The sequence below is a fragment of the Streptomyces lunalinharesii genome (genome assembly GCF_039532155.1).
Taxonomy (GTDB): domain Bacteria; phylum Actinomycetota; class Actinomycetes; order Streptomycetales; family Streptomycetaceae; genus Streptomyces; species Streptomyces lunalinharesii.
This window is the reverse complement of record NZ_BAAARK010000004.1, coordinates 344203-365655: the sequence shown is the minus strand read 5'-3', so window position 1 is coordinate 365655 and position 21453 is coordinate 344203. Positions and strand designations below refer to the sequence as shown.

14 protein-coding genes, 3 pseudogenes and 1 CRISPR repeat array are annotated in these 21453 nt (G+C 72.1%); of the genes and pseudogenes, 12 read left to right on the top strand and 5 right to left on the bottom strand.

Translation table 11 applies throughout. The annotated features are described in order from the left end of the window. The first annotated feature begins 446 nt into the window (after window positions 1-446). The 7 genes and pseudogenes from ABD385_RS09215 (at window position 447) to ABD385_RS09185 (ending at window position 6002) form a co-directional block, all read left to right on the top strand. Window positions 447-1268 (top strand): HipA family kinase, encoded by an 822-nt coding sequence (locus tag ABD385_RS09215; RefSeq protein WP_344574571.1) that lies wholly within the window; start codon window positions 447-449, stop codon window positions 1266-1268. Further along, complete coding sequence (locus tag ABD385_RS09210) at window positions 1265-1660, top strand: DUF3037 domain-containing protein (protein ID WP_344574570.1); 396 nt, start codon at window positions 1265-1267, stop codon at window positions 1658-1660. The genes ABD385_RS09215 and ABD385_RS09210 overlap by 4 nt, the downstream gene beginning before the upstream one ends. Window positions 1661-1882: 222 nt before the next feature. After that, complete coding sequence (gene fabG, locus ABD385_RS09205; protein ID WP_344574569.1) at window positions 1883-2644, top strand: 3-oxoacyl-ACP reductase FabG; 762 nt, start codon at window positions 1883-1885, stop codon at window positions 2642-2644. 43 nt (window positions 2645-2687) lie between these two features. Next, a complete protein-coding gene (locus ABD385_RS09200) occupies window positions 2688-3458 on the top strand; it encodes an SDR family oxidoreductase (protein WP_344574568.1) in 771 nt (256 codons plus the stop codon). Window positions 3459-3596: 138 nt separating this feature from the next. Beyond that, window positions 3597-4563: pseudogene (locus tag ABD385_RS09195) on the top strand (aldo/keto reductase). A gap of 78 nt (window positions 4564-4641) precedes the next feature. Continuing rightward, window positions 4642-5355, top strand: a complete 714-nt coding sequence (locus ABD385_RS09190) for a uracil-DNA glycosylase (RefSeq protein WP_344574567.1) — start codon at window positions 4642-4644, stop codon at window positions 5353-5355. A 68-nt stretch (window positions 5356-5423) separates the two neighbouring features. After that, the gene (locus tag ABD385_RS09185; protein WP_344574566.1) at window positions 5424-6002 is read left to right on the top strand and encodes a hypothetical protein; all 579 of its coding nucleotides are present in this window, start codon (window positions 5424-5426) and stop codon (window positions 6000-6002) included. 23 nt (window positions 6003-6025) lie between these two features. Here the strand turns inward: ABD385_RS09185 and ABD385_RS09180 are convergent, their stop codons facing one another. After that, entirely contained in the window at window positions 6026-6643 is a 618-nt protein-coding gene (locus ABD385_RS09180) for a TetR/AcrR family transcriptional regulator (RefSeq protein WP_344574565.1), read from the bottom strand. 237 nt (window positions 6644-6880) lie between these two features. Here ABD385_RS09180 and ABD385_RS09175 point away from each other — a divergent pair, with 237 nt between their 5' ends. Then, complete coding sequence (locus ABD385_RS09175; RefSeq protein WP_344574563.1) at window positions 6881-8092, top strand: FAD-dependent monooxygenase; 1212 nt, start codon at window positions 6881-6883, stop codon at window positions 8090-8092. Between the two features lie 70 nt (window positions 8093-8162). Next, window positions 8163-9086: a Gfo/Idh/MocA family protein gene (locus tag ABD385_RS09170; protein WP_344574562.1), complete on the top strand. Its 924-nt coding sequence runs from the start codon at window positions 8163-8165 to the stop codon at window positions 9084-9086. Window positions 9087-9126: 40 nt separating this feature from the next. Here ABD385_RS09170 and lnt read toward each other — a convergent pair whose 3' ends face one another. From lnt to ABD385_RS09155, 3 genes are all read right to left on the bottom strand, one after another. Beyond that, on the bottom strand, window positions 9127-10707 hold the full coding sequence (lnt, locus tag ABD385_RS09165) for an apolipoprotein N-acyltransferase (RefSeq protein WP_344574561.1): 1581 nt from the start codon (window positions 10705-10707) through the stop codon (window positions 9127-9129). Window positions 10708-10899: 192 nt separating this feature from the next. Next, entirely contained in the window at window positions 10900-12867 is a 1968-nt protein-coding gene (locus tag ABD385_RS09160) for an ABC transporter ATP-binding protein (RefSeq protein WP_344574560.1), read from the bottom strand. Between the two features lie 248 nt (window positions 12868-13115). After that, window positions 13116-14741: a sensor histidine kinase gene (locus tag ABD385_RS09155; protein ID WP_344574559.1), complete on the bottom strand. Its 1626-nt coding sequence runs from the start codon at window positions 14739-14741 to the stop codon at window positions 13116-13118. Window positions 14742-14905: 164 nt separating this feature from the next. Here ABD385_RS09155 and ABD385_RS09150 point away from each other — a divergent pair. From ABD385_RS09150 to ABD385_RS09140, 3 genes and pseudogenes are all read left to right on the top strand, one after another. Continuing rightward, window positions 14906-15430 (top strand): annotated as a pseudogene (locus ABD385_RS09150) (CRISPR-associated endonuclease Cas1); the annotation flags it as partial. Next, window positions 15427-15777 (top strand): type I-E CRISPR-associated endoribonuclease Cas2e, encoded by a 351-nt coding sequence (gene cas2e / locus ABD385_RS09145; RefSeq protein WP_344574558.1) that lies wholly within the window; start codon window positions 15427-15429, stop codon window positions 15775-15777. The pseudogene ABD385_RS09150 and the gene cas2e, both read left to right, overlap by 4 nt. Window positions 15778-16217: 440 nt before the next feature. Continuing rightward, window positions 16218-17590: a CRISPR direct-repeat array (repeat unit 29 nt; unit sequence CCGCTCCCCGCGCCTGCGGGGATGAGCCC). A gap of 165 nt (window positions 17591-17755) precedes the next feature. Then, window positions 17756-18253 carry a DinB family protein gene (locus ABD385_RS09140; protein ID WP_344574555.1) on the top strand — a complete coding sequence of 166 codons (498 nt, stop codon included), beginning with the start codon at window positions 17756-17758 and terminating at the stop codon, window positions 18251-18253. A gap of 2067 nt (window positions 18254-20320) precedes the next feature. Here the strand turns inward: ABD385_RS09140 and ABD385_RS41325 are convergent. After that, a pseudogene (locus tag ABD385_RS41325) lies at window positions 20321-20536 on the bottom strand (hypothetical protein); the annotation flags it as partial. Between the last annotated feature and the right edge of the window lie 917 nt (window positions 20537-21453).

Below are 21453 nucleotides of genomic sequence, written 5' to 3'. Positions count from 1 at the left end.
GGATCACTGGGGCTAGCCCCACCTTTTCGGTCGGATGCCCGCCCGTTGCAGAAGGCATCCGAGCTCCGGGCGGTCCGGGTCGGCGTGCGCTCCTCGGAGTGCTCCTGCTGTCGTCGGCCGCGCACTCTGCGGCCTCGCGTCCTGGCCGCTCATCCGGGGGGCGCTGCGCACCCGGAGGCGGGGGAGTGCCTGGGGTGATCGCGCGGTGGCTCCTGCACTCACCCTCGCCCATCACGCTCGGTTACTATGCTCTCTTCATGCCGGAGGCCGGAAACGAAGGTCGAACGTCCTCGACGGGCCGCTCGGGCGAGCGGGGCGGGTCGTGCGCCAGCCGATTCTCCCCGGGTTCTCCCCGGGGCTGGTCGGGGCGGTGGTTCCGGGGCGTGTGCCACTGTGAAGCCGGCCGTTGACTCTAAGGAAAATGACCCGTGGGGCCTAGGAAAGCGTTGAGGGAGGTGGTTGCGACCCGCTATGTCACGCCCTTGCGTGAGGGTGGGTCGCTCCCGGGGATCGTCGAGGGGGACGACCTCGGTACCTACATCATGAAGTTCACCGGCGCCGGGCAGGGCCGCAAGACGCTGGTCGCGGAGGTGATCTGCGGGGAGTTGGGGCGGCGGCTCGGGCTGCGGGTGCCGGAGTTGGTGCAGATGGAGCTCGACCCGGTGATCGGGTTGAGCGAGCCGGACCAGGAGGTCCAGGCGCTGCTGAAGGGCAGCGGGGGGCTGAACCTGGGCATGGACTACCTCCCGGGGTCGCTGGGCTTCGATCCGCTCGCCTTCGAGGTGGGCGCGCGCGAGGCGGGCCGGGTCGTGTGGTTCGACGCGTTGATCAACAACGTGGACCGGTCCTGGCGCAATCCCAACATGTTGGTGTGGCACGGTGAGCTGTGGCTCATCGACCACGGTGCGGCGATGATCTGGCACCACAACTGGCCGACCGCGGAGCGGGCCTCGGCCCGGCCGTACGACGCCTCCGACCACGCGTTGGCCACGTTCGGGCCGGACGTCGCGGCGGCGGCCGAGGAGTTCGCGCCGTTGATCACCGAGGAACTGCTGACCGAGGTCGCCGCGGAGGTGCCGGACGCGTGGCTGGAGGGCGAGCCGGGCTTCGACGCACCGGACGAGCTGCGGCAGGCGTACGTGCGCACGCTGCTGGCGCGGGCGCGGACCGTCAGCGAGCGCCTCACCATCGGGGAACCGACGAAGGACAAGCCGTCCCAGGCACCGCAGTGGCTGACCGGCAAGGCGCCGCGGAGGGCCGTGAAGTGAGTGGACTGCACAACGGGCGCGACGTCTTCGAGTACGCGCTGCTGAAGGTCGTCCCGCGGGTCGAGCGCGGGGAGATGATCAACGCGGGAGTGGTGGTGTACTGCCGCGCGCGGCGGTTCGTCGAGGCCCGCACCCACCTGGACGAGGCCCGGCTGCTGGCGCTGGACCCGACGGTGGACGTCGCCGGCGTGCGCGCCGCACTGTGCGCCGTGGAGGGCATCTGCGAGGGCGGCGCGCGGGCCGGCCAGGCGTCCGGCGAGGACCCGGGGCAGCGCTTCCGCTGGCTGATCGCGCCGCGCAGCACCATCGTCCAACCGGGCCCGGTGCACACCGGACTGACCGCCGACCCCGCCGTGGAGGCCGAACGGCTGCTGGAACTGCTGGTGCGCTGAGCGCGCGGGCGCGCGGTGCGCGGGGCGGGCCTCCCTTCCGGGGAGCCCGCCCCGCGCGTCGTTCGCGGCCAGTGTGCGGTGGTGGGGCGTTGACAGGGGGTGGTCGGGCTTCTAGCGTCAGCCCTGCTGAGGCTACTAAGCGGTTGCTCACCCCGATCGGATCGGGGCCGACCGCCGGTCGAGGTGTTCGAGGTTTTCGACGATCGAGGGTGAGGAGAACCCATGTCCACCACCGAGCAGCGTGTCGCCATCGTGACGGGCGCGGCCCGCGGCATCGGCGCGGCCACCGCCGTCCGCCTGGCCGCCGAAGGCCGCGCCGTCGCCGTACTCGACCTCGACGAGGCGGCCTGCAAGGACACCGTCGAGAAGATCACCGCGGCCGGCGGCAAGGCCCTCGCGGTCGGCTGTGACGTGTCGGACAGCGACCAGGTCGCGGCCGCGGTCGAGCGCGTCGCGACGGAACTCGGCGCGCCCACCCTCCTCGTCAACAACGCCGGCGTGCTCCGCGACAACCTGCTGTTCAAGATGACCGACACCGACTGGGACACGGTCATGAACGTGCACCTGCGCGGTGCGTTCCTGATGTCGCGGGCCTGTCAGAAGCACATGGTGGACGCGAAGTTCGGGCGGATCGTCAACCTCTCCTCCAGCTCGGCGCTCGGCAACCGCGGCCAGGTCAACTACTCGGCGGCCAAGGCCGGTCTGCAGGGCTTCACCAAGACCCTCGCCATCGAACTCGGCAAGTTCGGCGTCACCGCGAACGCCGTCGCCCCCGGCTTCATCGCCACCGACATGACCGCCGCCACCGCCGAGCGGGTCGGGATGGACTTCGAGGACTTCAAGACCGCGGCCGCCACCCAGATCCCGGTGCAGCGCGTCGGCAACCCCGACGACATCGCCAACGCGGTCGCCTTCTTCACCGGTGAGGCGGCCGGCTTCGTCTCCGGCCAGGTCCTGTACGTCGCCGGCGGCCCGCTCTGCTGACCGCCCGACCGACCGCAGGAGCACCGGAGCAGGAGGACGCGACATGACAGCGCAGGACAGCGGGCTCCCCGAGCCCTCCGGCAAGGTGGCCCTGATCACCGGGGCCAGCCGCGGCATCGGGTACGGCATCGCCGAGGCCCTGATCGCCCGTGGGGACCGGGTCGTCATCACCGGGCGCAACGAGGACGCCCTGAAGGAGGCGGCCGGGAAGCTGGGCGCCGAGCGGGTGCTCACCGTCGCCGGCAAGGCGCACGACGAGGCGCACCAGGCCACCGCCGTCGAACGGGCCATGGAGACCTTCGGCCGGGTCGACTACCTGGTCAACAACGCCGGAACGAACCCGGTGTTCGGCCCGATCGCCGACCTCGACCTCAACGTGGCGCGCAAGGTCTTCGAGACCAACGTCGTCTCGGCGCTGGGCTTCGCCCAACGCACCTGGCACGCCTGGCAGAAGGACAACGGCGGCGCCATCGTCAACATCGCCTCGATCGCCGGCGTCGCGCCCTCACCGTTCATCGGCGCCTACGGGATGAGCAAGGCGGCGATGGTGAACCTCACCCTCCAACTGGCCCACGAGTTCGCACCGGTGGTGCGGGTCAACTCCATTGCCCCCGCGGTGATCAAGACGAAGTTCGCCGCGGCCCTCTACGAGGACCGCGAGGAGGAGGCGGCGGCCGGCTACCCGATGGGGCGGCTCGGCGTCCCCGAGGACATCGGCGGGGCCGCGGCCTTCCTGCTGTCCGAGGCGGCCGGCTGGATCACCGGGCAGACGCTCGTCGTCGACGGCGGACTGTTCCTGAACGCCGGGGTGTGACGCCCCGGGGGGCCGCCGGTGCGGGCGGCCCCCGACGGGCTTGCCTTCGTGTGCACTCCAAGCGGCAGAGTCCGTGGTGCCGGTCCCGGCCGGGGACCGGCACCACCCGCGTCCAAGGACCTGCCAGGGAGAGAAACCATGCACCACCGCACGCTCGGCGGCGACGACGGACCGCGGGTCAGCGCCCTCTGCCTGGGGGCGATGCCGTTCGGCACCACCGTGGACGAGCGGACCGCGTTCGCCCTCCTGGACCGCTTCGCCGAGGCCGGCGGGACGTTCGTCGACACCGCCAACAACTACGCCTGCTGGGTGCCCGGTGCGACCGGCGACGAGAGCGAGACGGTGCTCGGGCGCTGGTTGCGCAGTCGCCGCGCGCGCGAGCGCACGGTGCTCGCCACCAAGGCCGGCGCCCGGCCCGACCCGGCCCGCGGCCCCCACTGGCCCGCCAACGCCGAGGGACTCGGCGCCGGCGCCCTGCGCACCGCCCTCGACGGCAGCCTGCGCCGCCTGGGCACCGAGGCGGGTGGACCTCTTCTACGCGCACGTCGAGGACCGCACCGTGCCGCTCGCCGAGACCGTCGAGGCGCTGGCCGGGTGCGTCCAGGACGGCCGGGTCGGCACGCTGGGGGCCAGCAACCACGCCACCTGGCGGCTCGCCGAGGCCCGACAGCACGCCGCCGCGCGCGCACTGCCCGGCTTCTGCGCCGTGCAGCAGCGGCACACCTACCTCCGGCCGCGCCCGGAGCCGGCGGCCGGCCTCCAGCGGGAGACCGACGAGGAACTCCTCGACTACGCCGCCGCGCACCCCGACCTGACCCTGCTGGGCTACTCGCCCCTGATGGAGGGCGCCTACACCCGCCCCGACAAACCGCTCCCCGAGCGCTACGACCATCCGGGGACGGTGGTCCGCAGCCGGGTGCTGGCCGAAGTGGCGGCCGAGTGCGGGGCCACCGCGAACCAGGTGGTGCTGGCGTGGCTGATGGGCGGCCCGGTGCCGGTGGTGCCGGTGCTCGGGGTCAGCTCGGTGGCCCAGCTGGACGAGTGCCTGGCCGCGCTGGACCTCGCCCTGGACCCGTACCAGCGGGCCCGACTGGACACCGCCTGAGACGTCGGGGACGCTGTCGGGCGGGTCGGCGGACGGCCCGTTTCGGGGACTGTCAGTGGTCGCCGGTAGGTTCTCTCGATGAGAACGGAACGCACACCGGAGGTTGTTGACGTGGTCACCGACATGCTGCCCGAGTCCTGGCGCGGGGTCCTGGGCGAGGAGTTGGAGAAGCCCTACTTCAAGGAGCTGATCGACTTCGTCGAGCAGGAGCGGGCGGCGGGGCCGGTCTACCCGCCCCACGAGCAGGTCTTCGCGGCGCTGGAGGCCACGCCCTACGACCAGGTGAAGGTGCTCGTCCTCGGCCAGGACCCGTACCACGGCCCCGGCCAGGGGCACGGCCTGTGCTTCTCCGTGCAGCCCGGCGTCAAGACGCCCCCGTCGCTGCGGAACATCTACAAGGAGATGAAGGAGGAGCTGGGCCACCCGGTTCCGGACAACGGCTATCTGATGCCGTGGGCCCAGCAGGGCGTCCTGCTGCTGAACGCCGTGCTCACGGTCCGCGAGGGCGAGGCCAACTCGCACAAGGGCAAGGGCTGGGAGAAGGTCACCGACGCGGTGATCCGCGCGGTCGCCTCCCGCCCCGACCCGGCGGTCTTCGTCCTGTGGGGCAACTACGCCAAGAAGAAGCTGCCGCTGATCGACGAGGAGCGGCACGCCGTGGTGCAGGGCGCGCACCCCTCCCCGCTCTCCGCGAAGAAGTTCTTCGGCTCCCGCCCCTTCACCCAGATCAACGAGGCGATCGCCGCCCAGGGCCACACCCCGATCGACTGGCGCATCCCCGACCTGGGCTGACCGGCCGCCCGGCAGGTCGCGCACACCGCGCGGAGCGTCCCGGTGGCGGTTAGCGTCGGGAGGAGCCGGTGGTGGCGGGCGACGACGGGAAGTGCGCGGTGGTGGAGCAGCGGCCGGAGGCGGAGCCCGAGGACGGCGTGCCGACCCGGCTCGGCCAGGCGATCATGCTCCACCGCGCCGGCGACCGCGAGGAGGCCCGCAACCGGCTCGCCGCGCTCTGGCAGGAACTCGGCCCGCGCGGCGACGCCTTCCACCGCTGCGCCCTCGCGCACTACTTGGCCGGCACCCAGGACGATCTCCGGGACGCCCTGGACTGGGACCTGCGCGCCCTGGCGGCCGCGGAGGGCTTCGTCACGGAGCGCCCCGCCCGGGCCCGGCCCGCCGCCGCACCGGCCGGTGGCGCACCGGCCGGTGGTGCCGGCCCGCGCCACCCGCTCGCCGCGCTCCGGGCGTTCTTCCCCGCGCTCCACCTCAACCTCGCCGCCGACTACGCCGGACTCGACCGCCCGGCGGACGCCCACGCCCAGCTCCGGCGGGCCCGCGCCTCGGTGCGGGCGCTCGCCGACGGCGAGCACCGCCGGCGCCTCACCGCGGCGATCCTGCGCCTGGAACTGCGGATCGAGGGCGCCCCCGGGGCCTCCCGGTAGCGGCGGCCGCGCGGGCCGCCGCCTCAGTTCCGCAGCATCCCGTCGAGCAGTTCCGCGCACGAGGCACGCAGCGCGTCCCGGGTGGGCGGTGCGGGGTGGAACTGCCCCGCGACGCAGGAGAACAGCACCCCGTCGCACCAGGCCACCAGTGAAAGCGCGTGCCGTTCCGGCGCCGTGGACCCGGCCGCCGTCAGCAGCGCCACCACCGGCTCCCGGAAGGCCCGGCCGGCCCGGTCGTAGACCGCCCGCAGCTCCGGTCGGCGGGTGGCCTCCAGCGCCAGCTCGTAGCGGGCCACCAGGAGCCCGCGGTGGTGCGAGAGGTAGCGGTGCAGGGCGAGCGCCAGCGCGTCGGCCAGGGCTGCCGGGGCGGCGGCCGTCGGGTCGGCGGCGCCCGGCAGCTCGTCCGGGGCGAGCACCGCCGCCTCGCGGTCGGCCAGCCGCCGCACCGCGGTCTCCAGGAGCGCCGCCCTGGTCCGCGCGAGGTTGGACGTGGAGCCCTGCGGCAGCCCGGCCGCCTCGTCGACGGCCCGGTGCGTCAGCCCCCGCATGCCGCGCGCGGCGAGCAGGTCCAGCGCGGTGTCGGCGATCAACCGGTGGCGGGGGAGCGGGTCGGACGAAGCGGCGGCCTTCCGGACGTTCATGCAGGTGAGCCTACTGGCGCCGGGCAACGGTGACTACGTCCGTAGTGCGGCTGCCCCGCGTCTGCCACACGAGTACCCGAGGATGGCCCCGCGGCCACCCCACCCACCATCTCACTACAGGTGTAGTCTCCTTGGCATTCGGCATTCGACACTACAGGTGTAGTCGCGCCGGGGCGGGTGGCTCGGGGCAGGGCTCGGGGGCACGGCACCCGTCCGCGGCTATCGAGAGGCGGCACCATGCGGCAACGCACCGCGATCGTGATCGGCGGCGGAATCGGCGGGCTCACCGCCGCGGTGGCCCTGGACCGGCGGGGCTGGCGGGTCACCGTCCTGGAACGGGCCGCCGCCCTGGAGCCGGTCGGCGCGGGCATCGGACTGGCCCCCAACGCCCAGCGCGCCCTGGACACCATCGGCGTGGGCGACACGGTCCGCGCCATGGCCGCCCGCCACCTGACCGGCGAGATCCGCCGGCCCGACGGGCGCCTCCTGGCCCGCACGGACAACGCGGCGGCCGTCCGGCGGTTCGGCGGGCCGGTCGTCATCGCCCACCGCGCCGACCTCATCGCCCTGCTCGTCGGCCGGCTGCCCGCCACCGCGGTCCGCACCGGCACCCCCGCCACCCTCGTGGACCCCGGCGACCCGCTGCGCGACGACCGGCCGGCCCGGGTGCGGACCACCGCCCCGGACGGCGCGACCACCGACCTGACGGCGGACCTCGTCGTCGCCGCCGACGGCATCCACTCCGCCGTCCGCCGCACGCTCTTCCCCGACCACCCCGCACCCCGCTACGCCGGCTTCACCACCTGGCGCTTCGTGGTGCCCGCCGCCGGTGCCGCCGGGCTGGCCGCGCCCGACGCCGCGCACGAGACCTGGGGACCGGGCGGCCTGTGGGGCACCCTGCCGCTGCACGACGGGCGGATCTACGCGTACGCCACCGCGGCGGTCCCGCCCGGCGGCGGACGGCCCGGCGTCGACCAGCGCGCCGAACTGCTGCGCCGATTCGGCTCCTGGCACCGACCGATCCCCGAACTGCTCGCCGCCGTCGGCCCGGACGCCGTCCTGCGCAACGACGTGCACGCCGCGGCCGCCCCGCCGCCCGCCTTCCACCACGGCCGGGTCGCGCTGCTCGGCGACGCGGTGCACCCGATGACCCCCAACCTCGGCCAGGGCGGCTGCCAGGCCGTCGAGGACGCCGTGGTCCTCGCCCACGAGGCCGCGCCGGACGCCGCCCTCCCCGCCGCGCTCGCCGCCTACACCCGGCAGCGGCTGCCCCGCACCACGGCCGTGGTCCGCCGGTCGGGACGGATCGGCCGACTCACCACCTGGCGGTCCCGACCCGCCTGCGCACTGCGCGGCGCCCTGGTCGCGGCCACCGCCCGGCTGGCCCCCGACCTCGCGCTGCGCGCTCTGGACGGCATTGCCGACTGGCGGCCACCGACCGCCCCGTAAGCTGCGGAGACCGGACGCCCGGCCGCCCGAGACCCGGGCACCGGGACCGTGGGAACCAAAGGAGAGACGCGTGAAGGTCGGCTGCATCGGACTCGGCGACATCGCACGGAAGGCGTACCTGCCCGTGCTGGGCGCACGGCCCGGGATCGAGCTGCACCTGCAGACCCGCAACCCGGTCGCCCTCCAACAGGCCGGCGACGCCTACCGGCTGACCGCCGCGCACCTCCACGCCGACCTCGACTCGCTGCTGGCCGTCGGCCCGGACGCCGTCTTCGTGCACGCCGCGACGGTCGCCCACCCGGAGATCGTGACCCGGTTGATCGAGGCCGGGGTGCCGACCTACGTGGACAAGCCGATCGCCTACGACCTCGCCGACACCCGGCGGATCGTCACCCTCGCCGAGGAGCGCGGCGTCAGCCTGGCCGTCGGCTTCAACCGCCGCCACGCCCCCGGCTACGCGCAGTGCCGCGAGCACCCCCGCGAACTGATCCTGATGCAGAAGAACCGCACCGGCCTGCCCGAGGACCCGCGCACGCTCGTCCTGGACGACTTCATCCACGTCGTGGACACGCTGCGGTTCCTCGTGCCGGGCGAGATCGACCACGTCGACGTCCGGGCCCGGGTCCGGGACGGACTGATGGACCAGGTGGTGCTCCAACTCTCGGGCGACGGGCGCCTTCCCGGGCACGACGGGTTCACCGCGATCGGCATCATGAACCGCCGCAGCGGTTCGGCCGAGGAACGCCTCGAAGTGTCCGGCCAGGACACCAAGCGCGAGGTCGTGAACCTCGCGGAGGTCATCGACCACAAGGGACAGCCCACCGTCCGACGGCGCGGCGACTGGGAACCGGTCGCCCGACAGCGCGGCATCGAGCAGGTCGTGCTCGCGTTCCTCGACGCGGTGCGCACCGGCGAGACCGTGAGCGCCACCGACGCCCTGAAGACCCACGAACTCTGCGAACACATCGTGCGCGAGGTGACGCAGGGGACTTGAGGGCGGGGCACGCACCCGCCGCCCGACCGTGCCGTCACCGTCACCGCTGCCGCCCCGCCCCGGCCTCCCTTCCCGCATCGACCTCGCCCTCCCCGGAGCGGACGGCCGCCCGCCGCCGGCCGGCTCGCCCCGCCGTGGTGAGGCCGTAGGCGAGGAGGGCGGCGATCGCCCCGTAGACCGCCCAGTCGCCCCACCGGGTGTACGGGCTGGTGCCGCTGGCCAGTGGGATGTCGTAGACGGTGGCGGCGCTGCGGTCGGTGCCCAGGCGGGTGCCGATCGGTTCGCCGCGCGGGCCGTAGGCCGCGCTGACGCCGGTGAGCGTGGCGTGCACCATGGGGCGCCAGGTCTCCGCGGCCCGCAGGGCGCCCAGGGAGGCGTGCTGCGCCGGTGCCCAGCTGTCCTGGAACGTCGCCGTGGAGGACTGGGCGACCAGCACCTGCGCCCCGTCGGCGGCCAGATGGCGGCTCATGTCCGGGAACGCCGTCTCGAAGCAGACCAGGGGCCCGATCCGCAGCCCGGCCGCGGTGGGGACCGTCATCACCACCTGGTGGGTGCCGCGCCGGCGGTCGCTGGTGGCCGCCTTGCCCACCTTCGTCGCCCAGCCCAGCACCGAACGGGCCGGTATGTACTCGCCGAAGGGCACCAGCCGCATCTTCGCGTAACGGTCCCCGGTCGGGCCGTCCGGGCCGATGAGCACCGCGGTCTTGGCGATTCCGGACCCGTCGGAGCCCGGTGCGTCGGCGTTCACCAGCAGGTCGGCGCCGGTGCGTCGGGAGAGCGCGGCCAAGCGGGCGGCGAGCGCCGGATGGTCCGCCGGGTCCTGGTAAAGGCTGCTCTCGCCCCACACGACCAGGCGCACCCCGCGCCCGGCGAGCGCCGCGGTGAGCGCCGCGCTGCGGGCCAGCCGTTGGGTGGGGGTGCCGGTCGGGCCCGGCTGGACGACCGCGATCCGCACCGCCCCGGCGGGCCGGGGGAGTGGCGCCCACAGCCAGACCGCGGTACTGGCCAGCGCGCACACCAGCAGTCCCGCGACGGCCGGCCGTCGGGCCGTCGGGACGGCGAGCAGCCCGGCCAGCGCGGTGTTCACCGCCACGATCAGCAGGCTGATCAGCCACACCCCGCCGAGCGACGCCAGCCGCAGGGCGGGCGGCACCTGCCACTGGCTGGCGCCCAGCAGCCCCCAGGGCCCGCCCAAGTACTGCCAGGACCGCACCAGTTCGACCATCAGCCAGCCGGACGGCACCAGCACCAGCGCGGCGGCCGCCCGCCCCGGGCCCGGCCGCCCGCCCAGGAGCGCCCGCACCAGCACGCCCCAGGGCGCCCACAGCGCACCCAGCAGCAGCGCCAGGACCACGATGAAGACGTGCAGGCTCGGCAGCAGCCAGTGGTGCACCGCCACCATGAACCCGGCGCCGCCCCACCAGCCGTACAGCGCCGCCCGCCGGGCGGTCCGCGCCGACCGGACGAGCAGCAGCCACGGCACCAGCGCCACGTAGGCCAGCCACCACCAGGACGGCGCGGGGAAGGCGAGGGCGGGCACCGCACCGGCGAGTGCGGCGGCCGGGCCGCGCGCCCAGAGGGAGCCGAACCGGTGCGTCCGGTGGCCGAGCGGTACGTCCATCCGGGCTCCCTCTCGCCGTGTCGGTCCCCGTGCCTGCCGTGGTGCCCCGCGGATATCTCTTGCCACGTTCAAGGGTTGTCAGGCGTCGCGGCTCCCGCCACTTCTCGTGCACCCGTCCTGCCGCCGCCGATCCGGGCGCGCCGCGGCCCCCGTCCAGGGGGACGGGGGCCGGCGCCCGTGGGCGGGCGGGGGTCAGTTCACCAGCGAGGGTTCGGCGGACAGGTCCGGGTCGGCGTCCGGTGCGCCGCCGGCGCCCTCCGGGGAGTCGCCCGCGGCCGTGGTGTCGGCGGCTCCGGTCGACGCGCCGGCGAACTGCGTCCGGTACAGCTCGGCGTACCGACCGTCCGCCGCCAGCAGCGTGTCGTGCGTGCCGCGCTCGACGATCCGGCCGCCCTCGACCACCAGGATCAGGTCGGCGGCCCGGACGGTCGACAGCCGGTGCGCGATCACCAGCGCGGTCCGCCCGTCCAGCGCCTCGGTGAGCGCCTCCTGGACGGCCGCCTCCGAGGTGTTGTCCAGGTGGGCGGTGGCCTCGTCGAGGATCACCACCCGGGGGTGGGCCAGCAGCAGCCGGGCGATGGTCAGCCGCTGCCGCTCACCACCGGAGAGCCGGTAGCCGCGCTCGCCGACGACGGTGTCCAACCCGTCGGGCAGCGAGGCGATCAGCGCGTCCAGGCGGGCCCGGCGCAGCGCGTCCCACAGCTCCTCCTCGACCGCCTCGGGGGCGGCCAGCAGCAGGTTCTGCCGGATCGACTCGTGGAAGAGGTGACCGTCCTGGGTGACCATGCCCAGGGCGTCCCGCAGCGAGGCGGCAGTCAGTTCGCGGACGTCCACGCCGGCCAGCCGGACCGCCCCGGAATCCGGGTCGTACAGCCGCGGCAGCAGCTGGGCGATGGTCGACTTGCCGGCGCCCGAGGAGCCGACGAGGGCCACCATCTGGCCCGGTTCGGCGCGGAACGACACGTTGTGCAGGACCTCCTCGCCGCCCCGGGTGTCGAGGGTGGCGACCTCCTCCAGGGAGGCCAGCGACACCTTGTCGGCGGACGGGTAGCCGAACCGCACCGCGTCGAACTCCACCGACACCGGGCCCGCCGGCACTGGCCGGGCGTCCGGCCGCTCGGTGATCAGCGGCTTGAGGTCCAGCACCTCGAAGACCCGCTCGAAGCTGACCAGTGCGCTCATCACCTCGATGTGCGCGCCGGACAGTGCGGTCAGCGGGGCGTACAGCCGGGTGAGCAGCAGGGCCAGCGAGACGATCGCGCCCGGCTCCAACTGGCCGCGCAGGGCCAGGAACCCGCCCAGTCCGTACACCACGGCCAGCGCCAGCGCGGAGACCAGGGTGAGCGCGGTGACGAAGTACGTCTGCACCATCGCCGAGCGCACGCCGATGTCGCGCACTCGACGGGCCCGGGCGGCGAACTCCGCGGACTCGCGGGCCGGCCGGCCCATCAGCTTCACCAGGGTCGCGCCGGGCGCGGAGAACCGCTCGGTCATCTGGGTGCCCATCGCGGCGTTGTGGTCGGCGCCCTCCCGCCGGAGCGCCGCCAGCCGCCGCCCCACCAGACGGGCGGGCAGCACGAACACCGGCAGCAGCACCAGCGCGATCAGCGTGATCTGCCAGGACAGGGTGAGCATCACGCCCAGCGTGAGCAGCAGCGTCACGATGTTGCTGACCACGCCGGACAGGGTGTCGCTGAACGCCCGCTGGGCGCCGATCACGTCGTTGTTGAGCCGGCTGACCAGCGCGCCGGTGCGGGTGCGGGTGAAGAAGGCGATCGGCATCCGCTGGACGTGGTCGTAGACCGTGGTGCGCAGGTCGAGGATGAGCCCCTCGCCGATGCTCGCCGACAGCCAGCGGGTCAGCAGCCCCAGCCCGGCCTCGGCCAGGGCGATGGCCGCGATCAGCCCGGCGAGCTCCAGGACCAGCCGGGTCGATCCGCCGCCGACGATCGCGTCGACCACCCGCCCGGCGAGCAGCGGGGTGGCCACCGCGAGCAGTGCGGTGACGGTGCTCAGCACCAGGAACCACACCAGCATCCGGCGTCGCGGCCGGGCGAAGGCCGCGATCCGGCGCAGCGTCCCCCGGGAGAGGCGGCGCTTGCCCTGCTGAGCGGTCATCGTGCTGTGCAGCGAATGCCAGGCGGTGACTTCCATGTCCATCGCGGCCTCCTGAGTGCCGGTCGTCACGGGATCGCCGTGCGTGACCGGCGACAAGAAAGAACCTAGAACCTCAACCAATCTTGAGGTCAAGGCATTCCGTTCGATCCCGATCACCGTCACCCCTGGGAGTTACCCGGACGGTGTCTCCGGTCCGCGGGACGGCCCGGCGCGAACACCGCCAACACCGACCGCGCGGACGACGACGGGCCGGACGACGAAGCCAACGCACCCCCGAAGAACGCGAGTTCCTACGGCAGGAGGGGATGTTCCCACACCACCCGCGCACTCGGCCCGCCGTCGCCGCCCGCACCGTCCTCGTCGTCCTCTCCGTCCTCTCCGTCCGCGCCGGTCACCGTCAGCCGCACGCCGTCCGCACCGTCGGCCAGTGTGACGGTGGCGTCCACCACGACCCGGGCCGTGCCCGCCGTCCCCACCACCTCCGTCAGCGCCCGCCCGACCGCGGCCACCAGGGCCCGGGCGCACTCCGGGCCGACCCTGGCGTCCACCGGCCCGACGAACTGCACCGACGGCCGGTGGCCCAGCGCCGCCACGGCCGCGCCGGCCTCCCGCAGGATCCGGGTGCGCGGCCCGGCCGGCGCCTCCGGCGGCCCCTGCTGGAGCGCGATGATCGCGGTGCGTATCTCCTGGACCGTCGCCTCCAACTCGTCCACGGCCTGCCCCACGCCCTCCTTGACCTCCGGGAGGACGGCCGTGCGCCGTGCGCTCTCCAGCAGCATCCCGGTGGCGAACAGCCGCTGGATCACCAGGTCGTGCAGGTCGCGGGCGATCCGGTCGCGGTCCTCGTAGACCGCGAGCCGCTCCCGGTCGCGGTGGCGGTCGGCCAGGACCAGCGCCAGCGCCGCCTGCGACGCGAACTGGGTACCCAACGTCCGCTCCAGATGGGTGAAGCGCGGGCCGCCGGAGGCCCGGCACAGCGCGAGCGCACCCAGCACCCGGCCACCGCCGCGCAGCGGCAGCAGCATCGTCGGCCCGTAGTGGCGGGAGAGCGGGGAGATCGAGCGGGGGTCGCCCGCGAAGTCGTCGGAGAAGACCGCCAGCCCGCTGCGGATCTGGTGCAGCACCGGGCTCTCTGCCGGGATCGTGCCCCCGTACGTCTCGGCGCGCACGGCCTCGGACAGCACCGTGGAGATCGCCACCACCTCCATCGCGCCGTCGGCCTGCGGCAGCAGCACCGCCCCGGTCCCGGCCTCGGCCAGCTCCCGGCCCTTCTCGGCGACCACGGTCAGCGCGTGCTGCTTCGTGGAACCGGTCTCCGGCCCGGCCAGCAACGCCGTGGTCACCGACGCCGCGCCGTCGATCCAACGGCGGCGCTGCCGGGCGGCGGCGTGCATCCGGGCGTTGCCCATGGCGATCCCGGCCTCGGTGGCCAGCACCCGCACCAGTTGCAGGTCCACCTCGCCGAACCGCCCGGCACCCGCGGCGGCAGCGCCCGGCTTCCCGGCCAGGACGAGACTGCCGAACAGTTCGCCCCGCACCTTGATCGGCACCCGGAGCGTGCACGACGCCGCGGACCGGCCCTCGGGCGCACTGCCGTGGACGATCCGGTCGCGCAACCCGTCGCCGTCTTCGTCGAGCACCTCCACGGCGGCGTACCGGGCGCCGGTCAGCGACCCCGCGGTCTCGGCGATCCGGTGCAGCACCCGGTGCACGTCCAGGTCCGAACCGATCGCGACCATCGCCTCCAGCAACTGCGGCAGCCGCGACAGCGGTCCGCCCGCCACCTCCCGCAGACTCCGCGCGGTCCGCTCCGCGAGCTCCGCCGCCGTGCCCTCCCCCGAGCCCTCACCCGTGCCCTCCGCCGCGGCACCGTCATCCGGCTCGGTGGGCTCGGGGAGCTGCGACGGCTGCGGCATGGCGGCTGCTTCTGGTCTGGCGGGAACGGACACGGAACGGCTGCGACCAGTCTAATTCGCCCGGAAGCGGGCCATCGGCTGAGCGCCGGACCACGGGGGCCGGGCCGGTGGCGCGCACCCGGTCCGACCGTCCGGGGGCGGGACACCGGGGGCACGTCGTCCCCGCACGCGCAGGGGTAGCGGGGCAGCTCCTCCGCTTCCCCGAGGAGGATCCGGCCGGGTGCACCCGCCGCCAGCTCCTCGGCCGTGAGGGCGATCGGGTCAAGCGTTGTTACGCGGAGCAGGCCGCCCGCACCGGTGTCACCTGGCGCGGCCGCCGGTTCACCCCCGGCGACTTCGACTCCAGGGACGGCCCAGGGCTTAGTAAGACGGACATGGGCATTCCCGTCGCCTTCGAGGTTGCCGCAGAGGGCCCGGAAGACATCGGTTCCCGAACTCGGCGTGCGCTGCGTGACCGCATCAACAGTGCCGGGTTGCTGGACCGGTGCGTGCGTGACATCCAGGGGCTGCTCGCGCCCGCGGGAGTCGATCTCCCGGACGACGGTGACCGCGTCGCCCTTCTGTCCGACCGGGGTGCCGAGGTGGCCGCCGGCCGCAACTACGGCGATCACGGAGACAGTCGGGGTGGCACGTCGGCTCAGGAGGTCGGTATGCAGGATGCCCTCGCGCGAGACGGCGTCATCTGGTGACGGTCATCGTCCTCACGCACTGCCCGGTTGGTCTGCGGGGCTTCCTGACCCGCTGGCTCTTGGAAATCTCTCCGGGTGTCTTCCTGGGCAGCCCGTCCGCCCGCATCCGCGACGCCCTGTGGGACGAGGTGCGCCAGTACGCCGACAACGGCCGCGCCTTGCTCGCCTACTCCACCAACTCCGAACAGGGATACGCCTTCCGTACCCACGACCACACATGGCATCCCGTCGACCATGAGGGCCTCACCCTCATCTTCCGCCCTTCCAGCCGCCCGTCGCGCCCATCACCTTCCTCAGGCTGGAGCAAGGCCTCCAAGCGCCGTCGCTTCGGAAACCAGGCACCATAGCTCTGCCATCAACGGCTCCGCCTGCCGGACATGTTCGCGCGACGTGCCCGCACCGACAGGGCCGGTGCGGTTGAGGATCACTACATCGCGACTCCAGCGAGTTCACCTTCGGGCACTTGGCATCTCGTACGCGCCAGGTCTGCTGCGCCCGGCGAATGCTGGACGGCGGGAATCGGCCGCGCTGTCCTTCCTGCCGTTCGTGGCGAACCGCCTGACGGGCATGGGGTATCAGGCACGGCACTGTAGGAGGGGGAGTCGGGCGTCGACGGGGGTGTCTTTGGGGCCTTGGCCATTTCCCCCGAGGGCCCTCGGCATGAGCGCGTAGCCTGTGGCGTGGAGACATCTCTAACGGAACGGGTCCCTGTTTATCCCGTATGTCCTTTTCTCTCATCCTTGCTGAAACAAGCGACGCCCCTTGATAAACGCGCAGCTCACGAAGACCGCTCCCCGCGCCTGCGGGGATGAGCCCTCTCTGGCCCTAGGCGGACTTGGGAGCGGCAACCGCTCCCCGCGCCTGCGGGGATGAGCCCTCTGGGCCCGCCTCTGGAGGCAACCGTGGGCGCCGCTCCCCGCGCCTGCGGGGATGAGCCCGTCCGCCACGATTCCCGGGCGACCGTCAGTAGCCGCTCCCCGCGCCTGCGGGGATGAGCCCGAGGGTCAGTCCATTTGTTGAAGAAGGCGTTCCCGCTCCCCGCGCCTGCGGGGATGAGCCCGTCACCTTCATGTTCCGACCGTAGCGGCCTGCCCGCTCCCCGCGCCTGCGGGGATGAGCCCGACGGCGCAGCCTGGTTCGAGAACACCGACAACCCGCTCCCCGCGCCTGCGGGGATGAGCCCTTATTAGGACGAGAGGCTGCCTGCTGGGTGTGCCGCTCCCCGCGCCTGCGGGGATGAGCCCGAGGGTCAGTCCATTTGTTGAAGAAGGCGTTCCCGCTCCCCGCGCCTGCGGGGATGAGCCCGTCACCTTCATGTTCCGACCGTAGCGGCCTGCCCGCTCCCCGCGCCTGCGGGGATGAGCCCGACGGCGCAGCCTGGTTCGAGAACACCGACAACCCGCTCCCCGCGCCTGCGGGGATGAGCCCTTATTAGGACGAGAGGCTGCCTGCTGGGTGTGCCGCTCCCCGCGCCTGCGGGGATGAGCCCAGCACCGCCCCCACCCTCGGCCTGACCGGTTTCCGCTCCCCGCGCCTGCGGGGATGAGCCCATCGGTGTACACATGCGATTTCGGAGCCTCGACCGCTCCCCGCGCCTGCGGGGATGAGCCCCTGCTGGCTGGTTGCGCGCACGGGCCTGTCGACCGCTCCCCGCGCCTGCGGGGATGAGCCCAGGTCGGGCATCGAATCGAGCGGAGAGAAACGCCGCTCCCCGCGCCTGCGGGGATGAGCCCGATCAGTCCCGCGTGCGGGACTCCGAGCCAACCCGCTCCCCGCGCCTGCGGGGATGAGCCCAGGTCGGGCATCGAATCGAGCGGAGAGAAACGCCGCTCCCCGCGCCTGCGGGGATGAGCCCCTGCCCCGGAGTTGAGGGCGAGCCGTGCGGGCCCGCTCCCCGCGCCTGCGGGGATGAGCCCATGGGGAAGGGGGACAAGGACGCCGCCTCCTGCCGCTCCCCGCGCCTGCGGGGATGAGCCCCCGTCATCCATCACGATCGGCGAGGGGTATCCCCGCTCCCCGCGCCTGTGGGGATGAGCCCAGGCTGGCCTTGGTGTCGGTGCGGGAGATCTCCCGCACCCCGCGCCTGTGGGGATGAGCCCATCCGGCAGATCATGCGCCGCTCCCCGGACGGCCGCTCCCCGCCCCTGCGGGGATGAGCCCGCCTCCCCGGAGTGCGCGCCGTACTTCATCTCCCGCTCCCCGCGCCTGCGGGGGTAGCTCGGAAGTCGGGCTCCGCGCCCGCGGGGGGCCCTGGACTGGCTCAAGGGCGGCATCCCGAAAAGCGCAGTGAGCCGGATGTCAGTGGTACCGCATAGGGTCCGGCCCATGGCTGGCACTGAACTGACGACGCTGCTCGGCGTCCTGAACAGCAAGCGCGAGCACGTCTTGGACATCCTGGAAGGCCTGGACGAGGAAGCGCTCCGGCGCCCGGTTCTACCGTCCGGCTGGACATGCCTTGGACTGGTGCACCATCTCGCTCTGGACGACGAGAAGTTCTGGTTCCGCGCGGTTGCTGCGGGTGAGCAAGCGGCGATCGACGAGATCCTCGGGTCCCGGGAGAACGCGTGGCATCTCTCCACGGAGAAAACAGCCGAGGAGGTCTTCGCTCTCTACCGAAAGGAAGGGGAACTCGCCGACACTTTCCTGGCCAGCGCCGATTTGGAGGCGGCCCCGAGCTGGTGGCCCGACTTCTTCGGTGACTGGCGCCTCTACAGCCTGCGCGAGGTCATCCTGCACGTGATCACCGAGACCGCCACCCACGCCGGCCACTTGGACGCCGTGCGCGAACTCATCGACGGAAGGCAGAGGTTGGTTCTCACCTGACAGGAGAGCCACTTCACTCTGCCGACCAGGATCGTCGAACGTGAAGTCCAGAGCTCATCTCATTCTGAAACGATCAGTTAGGCGACTGGGCGTCGAACTTGCTGACTTCCGGGTCCTGGCTCCCTGTGTCAGCTGCGATAACGACTGGTCGGTTGACCTGGGGAAGGTGAGCATTCCGGATTTGCGAGAGATCGCACGCGCCATCGTTCACAGGATCGACATGCTAGAAGTTATCCAACAACAGCGGATCGCTGATAATCTCCGCTTCGCTGAGGTGGATGACCTGTAGCCCCCCGGTGCATCGATGCCGGGCGCGTTCCTCGAGTGAGGCCAATAACTATCTGGCCCCCGCTCCTTTGTGTCGAAACGCGGCGGAGCGAGAGGGGAACGCGGTAAGTCACCCCGCCCCCCCCGATCCCTGGCAATTTCGGTTTCCCGGGGCGAGTTTCCGAAGCAAGTTCCCTGAGGAAGTGGGCGACCTTGGCGTTCGGAGGGAAAGTGCAATGACGCCGTGAGTGCAGTGCAGAATGACGTCAAGCGGCTGGCCAACGGTGAAGAAACCACTTCCGGTCGCAAGCAACAGACGGCGGACCGTAGGGCGCTCCTGAAGGAGATGCCCAGCGATCTTAGTACGTAGGGGCGACGCGAATACACGCAGGATGAGGTTGATTTCCGGTGGGGGAAGTGGCACCCAGGCTCCGCCCAGCCGATCAACCCCGAGACGTTCTCCCCAGCCACGTACGTGCGCAAGAAGAGGGACGAGCCGGGGCTGCTTCCAGAATGCCGGATTCCGCCCTGTCGGTGTTCTCGGACTCCTGAGAGAATCGGCATGGCGGGCACGGCCCCGACCGTTCGGCGGGCGGGCCATCGAATCCCACCTATGACAGGGAGGACGCAATGGCGCTTTGTGCAGCACCACCCGAAATAGGTACCGAGGCTGACCCGCTTCTGATCCCGGCGTCTGGCCCGTTGTGCCCGGTGTGCCAGTCGGATATGACCTATACCGAGACTGACGAGAACATGGTCACCTGGATCGTTTGCCAGGCGCCCGGTTGCGGAGCGCGCTCCTGCTGAACCGCCTGCAACATGCCCCGTCTGTGTGTGGCTTCCGTGGTGCATCGACGGGGCGACTGTTCGATTCAACTGCCCCTTCAATTCAGCTACGGTGAGTGCATGAGTAGTCGCGACAGTGATCACATCCATCGCATTCTCAAGGCAGCGAAACAGGGCTGGAGCACTGGCGAGCCCGTTGAGTGCGAACGGTGTGGTGAACCGCTCGGTTTCACTGGACGTGAGCGTCCTGGGGGGCCGTCCATGGTGGTCGTCACGAGCTACTGCCAGAACGGTTCATGCCCCAGCAGGCCCGGTGAACAGCCACCATCCATCGGGGAGTAGGCGCTGCTCGCTCGCCTGTCCGCGCGTGGCCCCTGTGGCGCATGGGTGGGGGCTCTTGTCGTGATGTTCACCTGTACGCGGGCCATGGCGCGGGTGTGGGTACCCATGAGCCTGTGTGGCTGGGCCCGTTGATCCCTCCGTCAGCCAGCACGCAGGGCTAAGCAGCAAGGCCGGTCGGCGACAACCCTCAGCGGTCAGCAGGTCAAATGCCCTGCCACCAGCGACAAAAGTGGCCTGCTCCGACGTATCGGGGTGGGCGCCGGCTCTTCGGAACCTGCGGCGATACCTGCCCCGTCCGGCCGCCCCAGATGCACCAGGACACAACAGTGCTCCCTACGAACTCACGGACCTCGACTCTCTCATTGGCGAACTCGACGAACGCATCGTCGAGACCGGACTGCCCGGCGCCGCGGGGATCACCCTCCTGTGCTCCGAAGCGTGTACGGCATTGGATTGCGCTCGGTGCCGTGCCGCTCGGCATGCGTCTGCTGAGGGTCGGTACCGTTTCGGCCCCTGAACCGGGCCGCTGAACCAGGGGGGCGAGGGCGCCGTCGGTGCGCGTGAACCCGGCCTCAATCGTCCGGCGGATGCCCTCCAACTCCAAGGCGACCGCGGCCGGGTCCGACAGGGACGGGTGTGTGCGCACGCCCTCCGGCCCCCGTGCCCGCCCTGGCCCAGACCGACCTGTGCGAGCAACTGCTCGACCGCGGGCAGGGCCATGACGCGGGCCAGACCGCCGGCGCCGGCAGCCCACGGCAGTGACGCGGGCATGCCGGACGCGTCCACGATGCCGGGCAGGGCGGCGGCGAGGGCTTGCTCGGTGGGGGCGGCCTGCGGTGACGTAGTCCGCGATCTGCAGGGCGTCGCCGGCGTTGCTGCCGGAGCCAGTAGTCCTGAGTGCAGTACAGGCCGGCATGGTGCGTCGCGCCGCAGGTGCCGGATCTGGGTGAGGAACGCATCCGCAACTTCTCAACGAAGTGCGAGGCCTGGGTGGTCATGCACGGGTTGGCGTACGACATCCCCTCGGCTGCCTTGGCGAACACGAAGTCGAGCCGGCGGTCGGGTAGTTGCTCGGATGGTACGAGCTGACGTCGATGCCGCTAATGGGCATGGGCCTCCAAAGCGAAAGACCCCGACTTCGTGGAAGCGGAGCGGTGATTCCCTCATGGCCGTGACCGTGTGAAGTTGATCGAATGCTTAAAGTGATTTCGGGTGAGGGTGGGTGATGGCCCCCGTCAGGCCAGGGGGGTGACATGAGGTGCATCGTTCATGCGTGTGGAGTGGTGTTGGCGGGTGCTGTGCTTGCGCTGGGCGTGACGCAGTCCGCCTATGCGGCAACGGGCAACTGATCGTCAACGGGAAGAGCTACGGAAAACCGAAGGGCTGCTACGCGTCGGACCGGTGGGCACTTCACATCGTGAATCGCACCAACTCACCCGCATTTTTGTCTTCGGTTGCAGCGGCAGCGGCAGCGGCAGCGGTTGTCGTGGGCGTGTGGAACGGGTGGTGCGACCGGGGCGGAGCGTCGTCAGCGAGTTCGGGTAGAGCGTCCTAGTTCAGAATTGAGCGGCGTCGACTCGGTGTGGGCCATCCAACGTCTGCCTTCAGGGCGGATGTTGGGTGGTTTGTGTGTGGTGGTCGGTGTTCGCCCGGGATGGCCCAGTAGCAGGTTGGCCGTGTGGGCCATATCGGCCATGGAGTGATGGCGGTCAGTTTCAGCGTGGACTGTGTTCTTGATCAATGCCGTGCGGAGCTGGCGCTGCTCCGGGTCACCCGAATGGGCTAGTTGCATATGGCGCGTACAT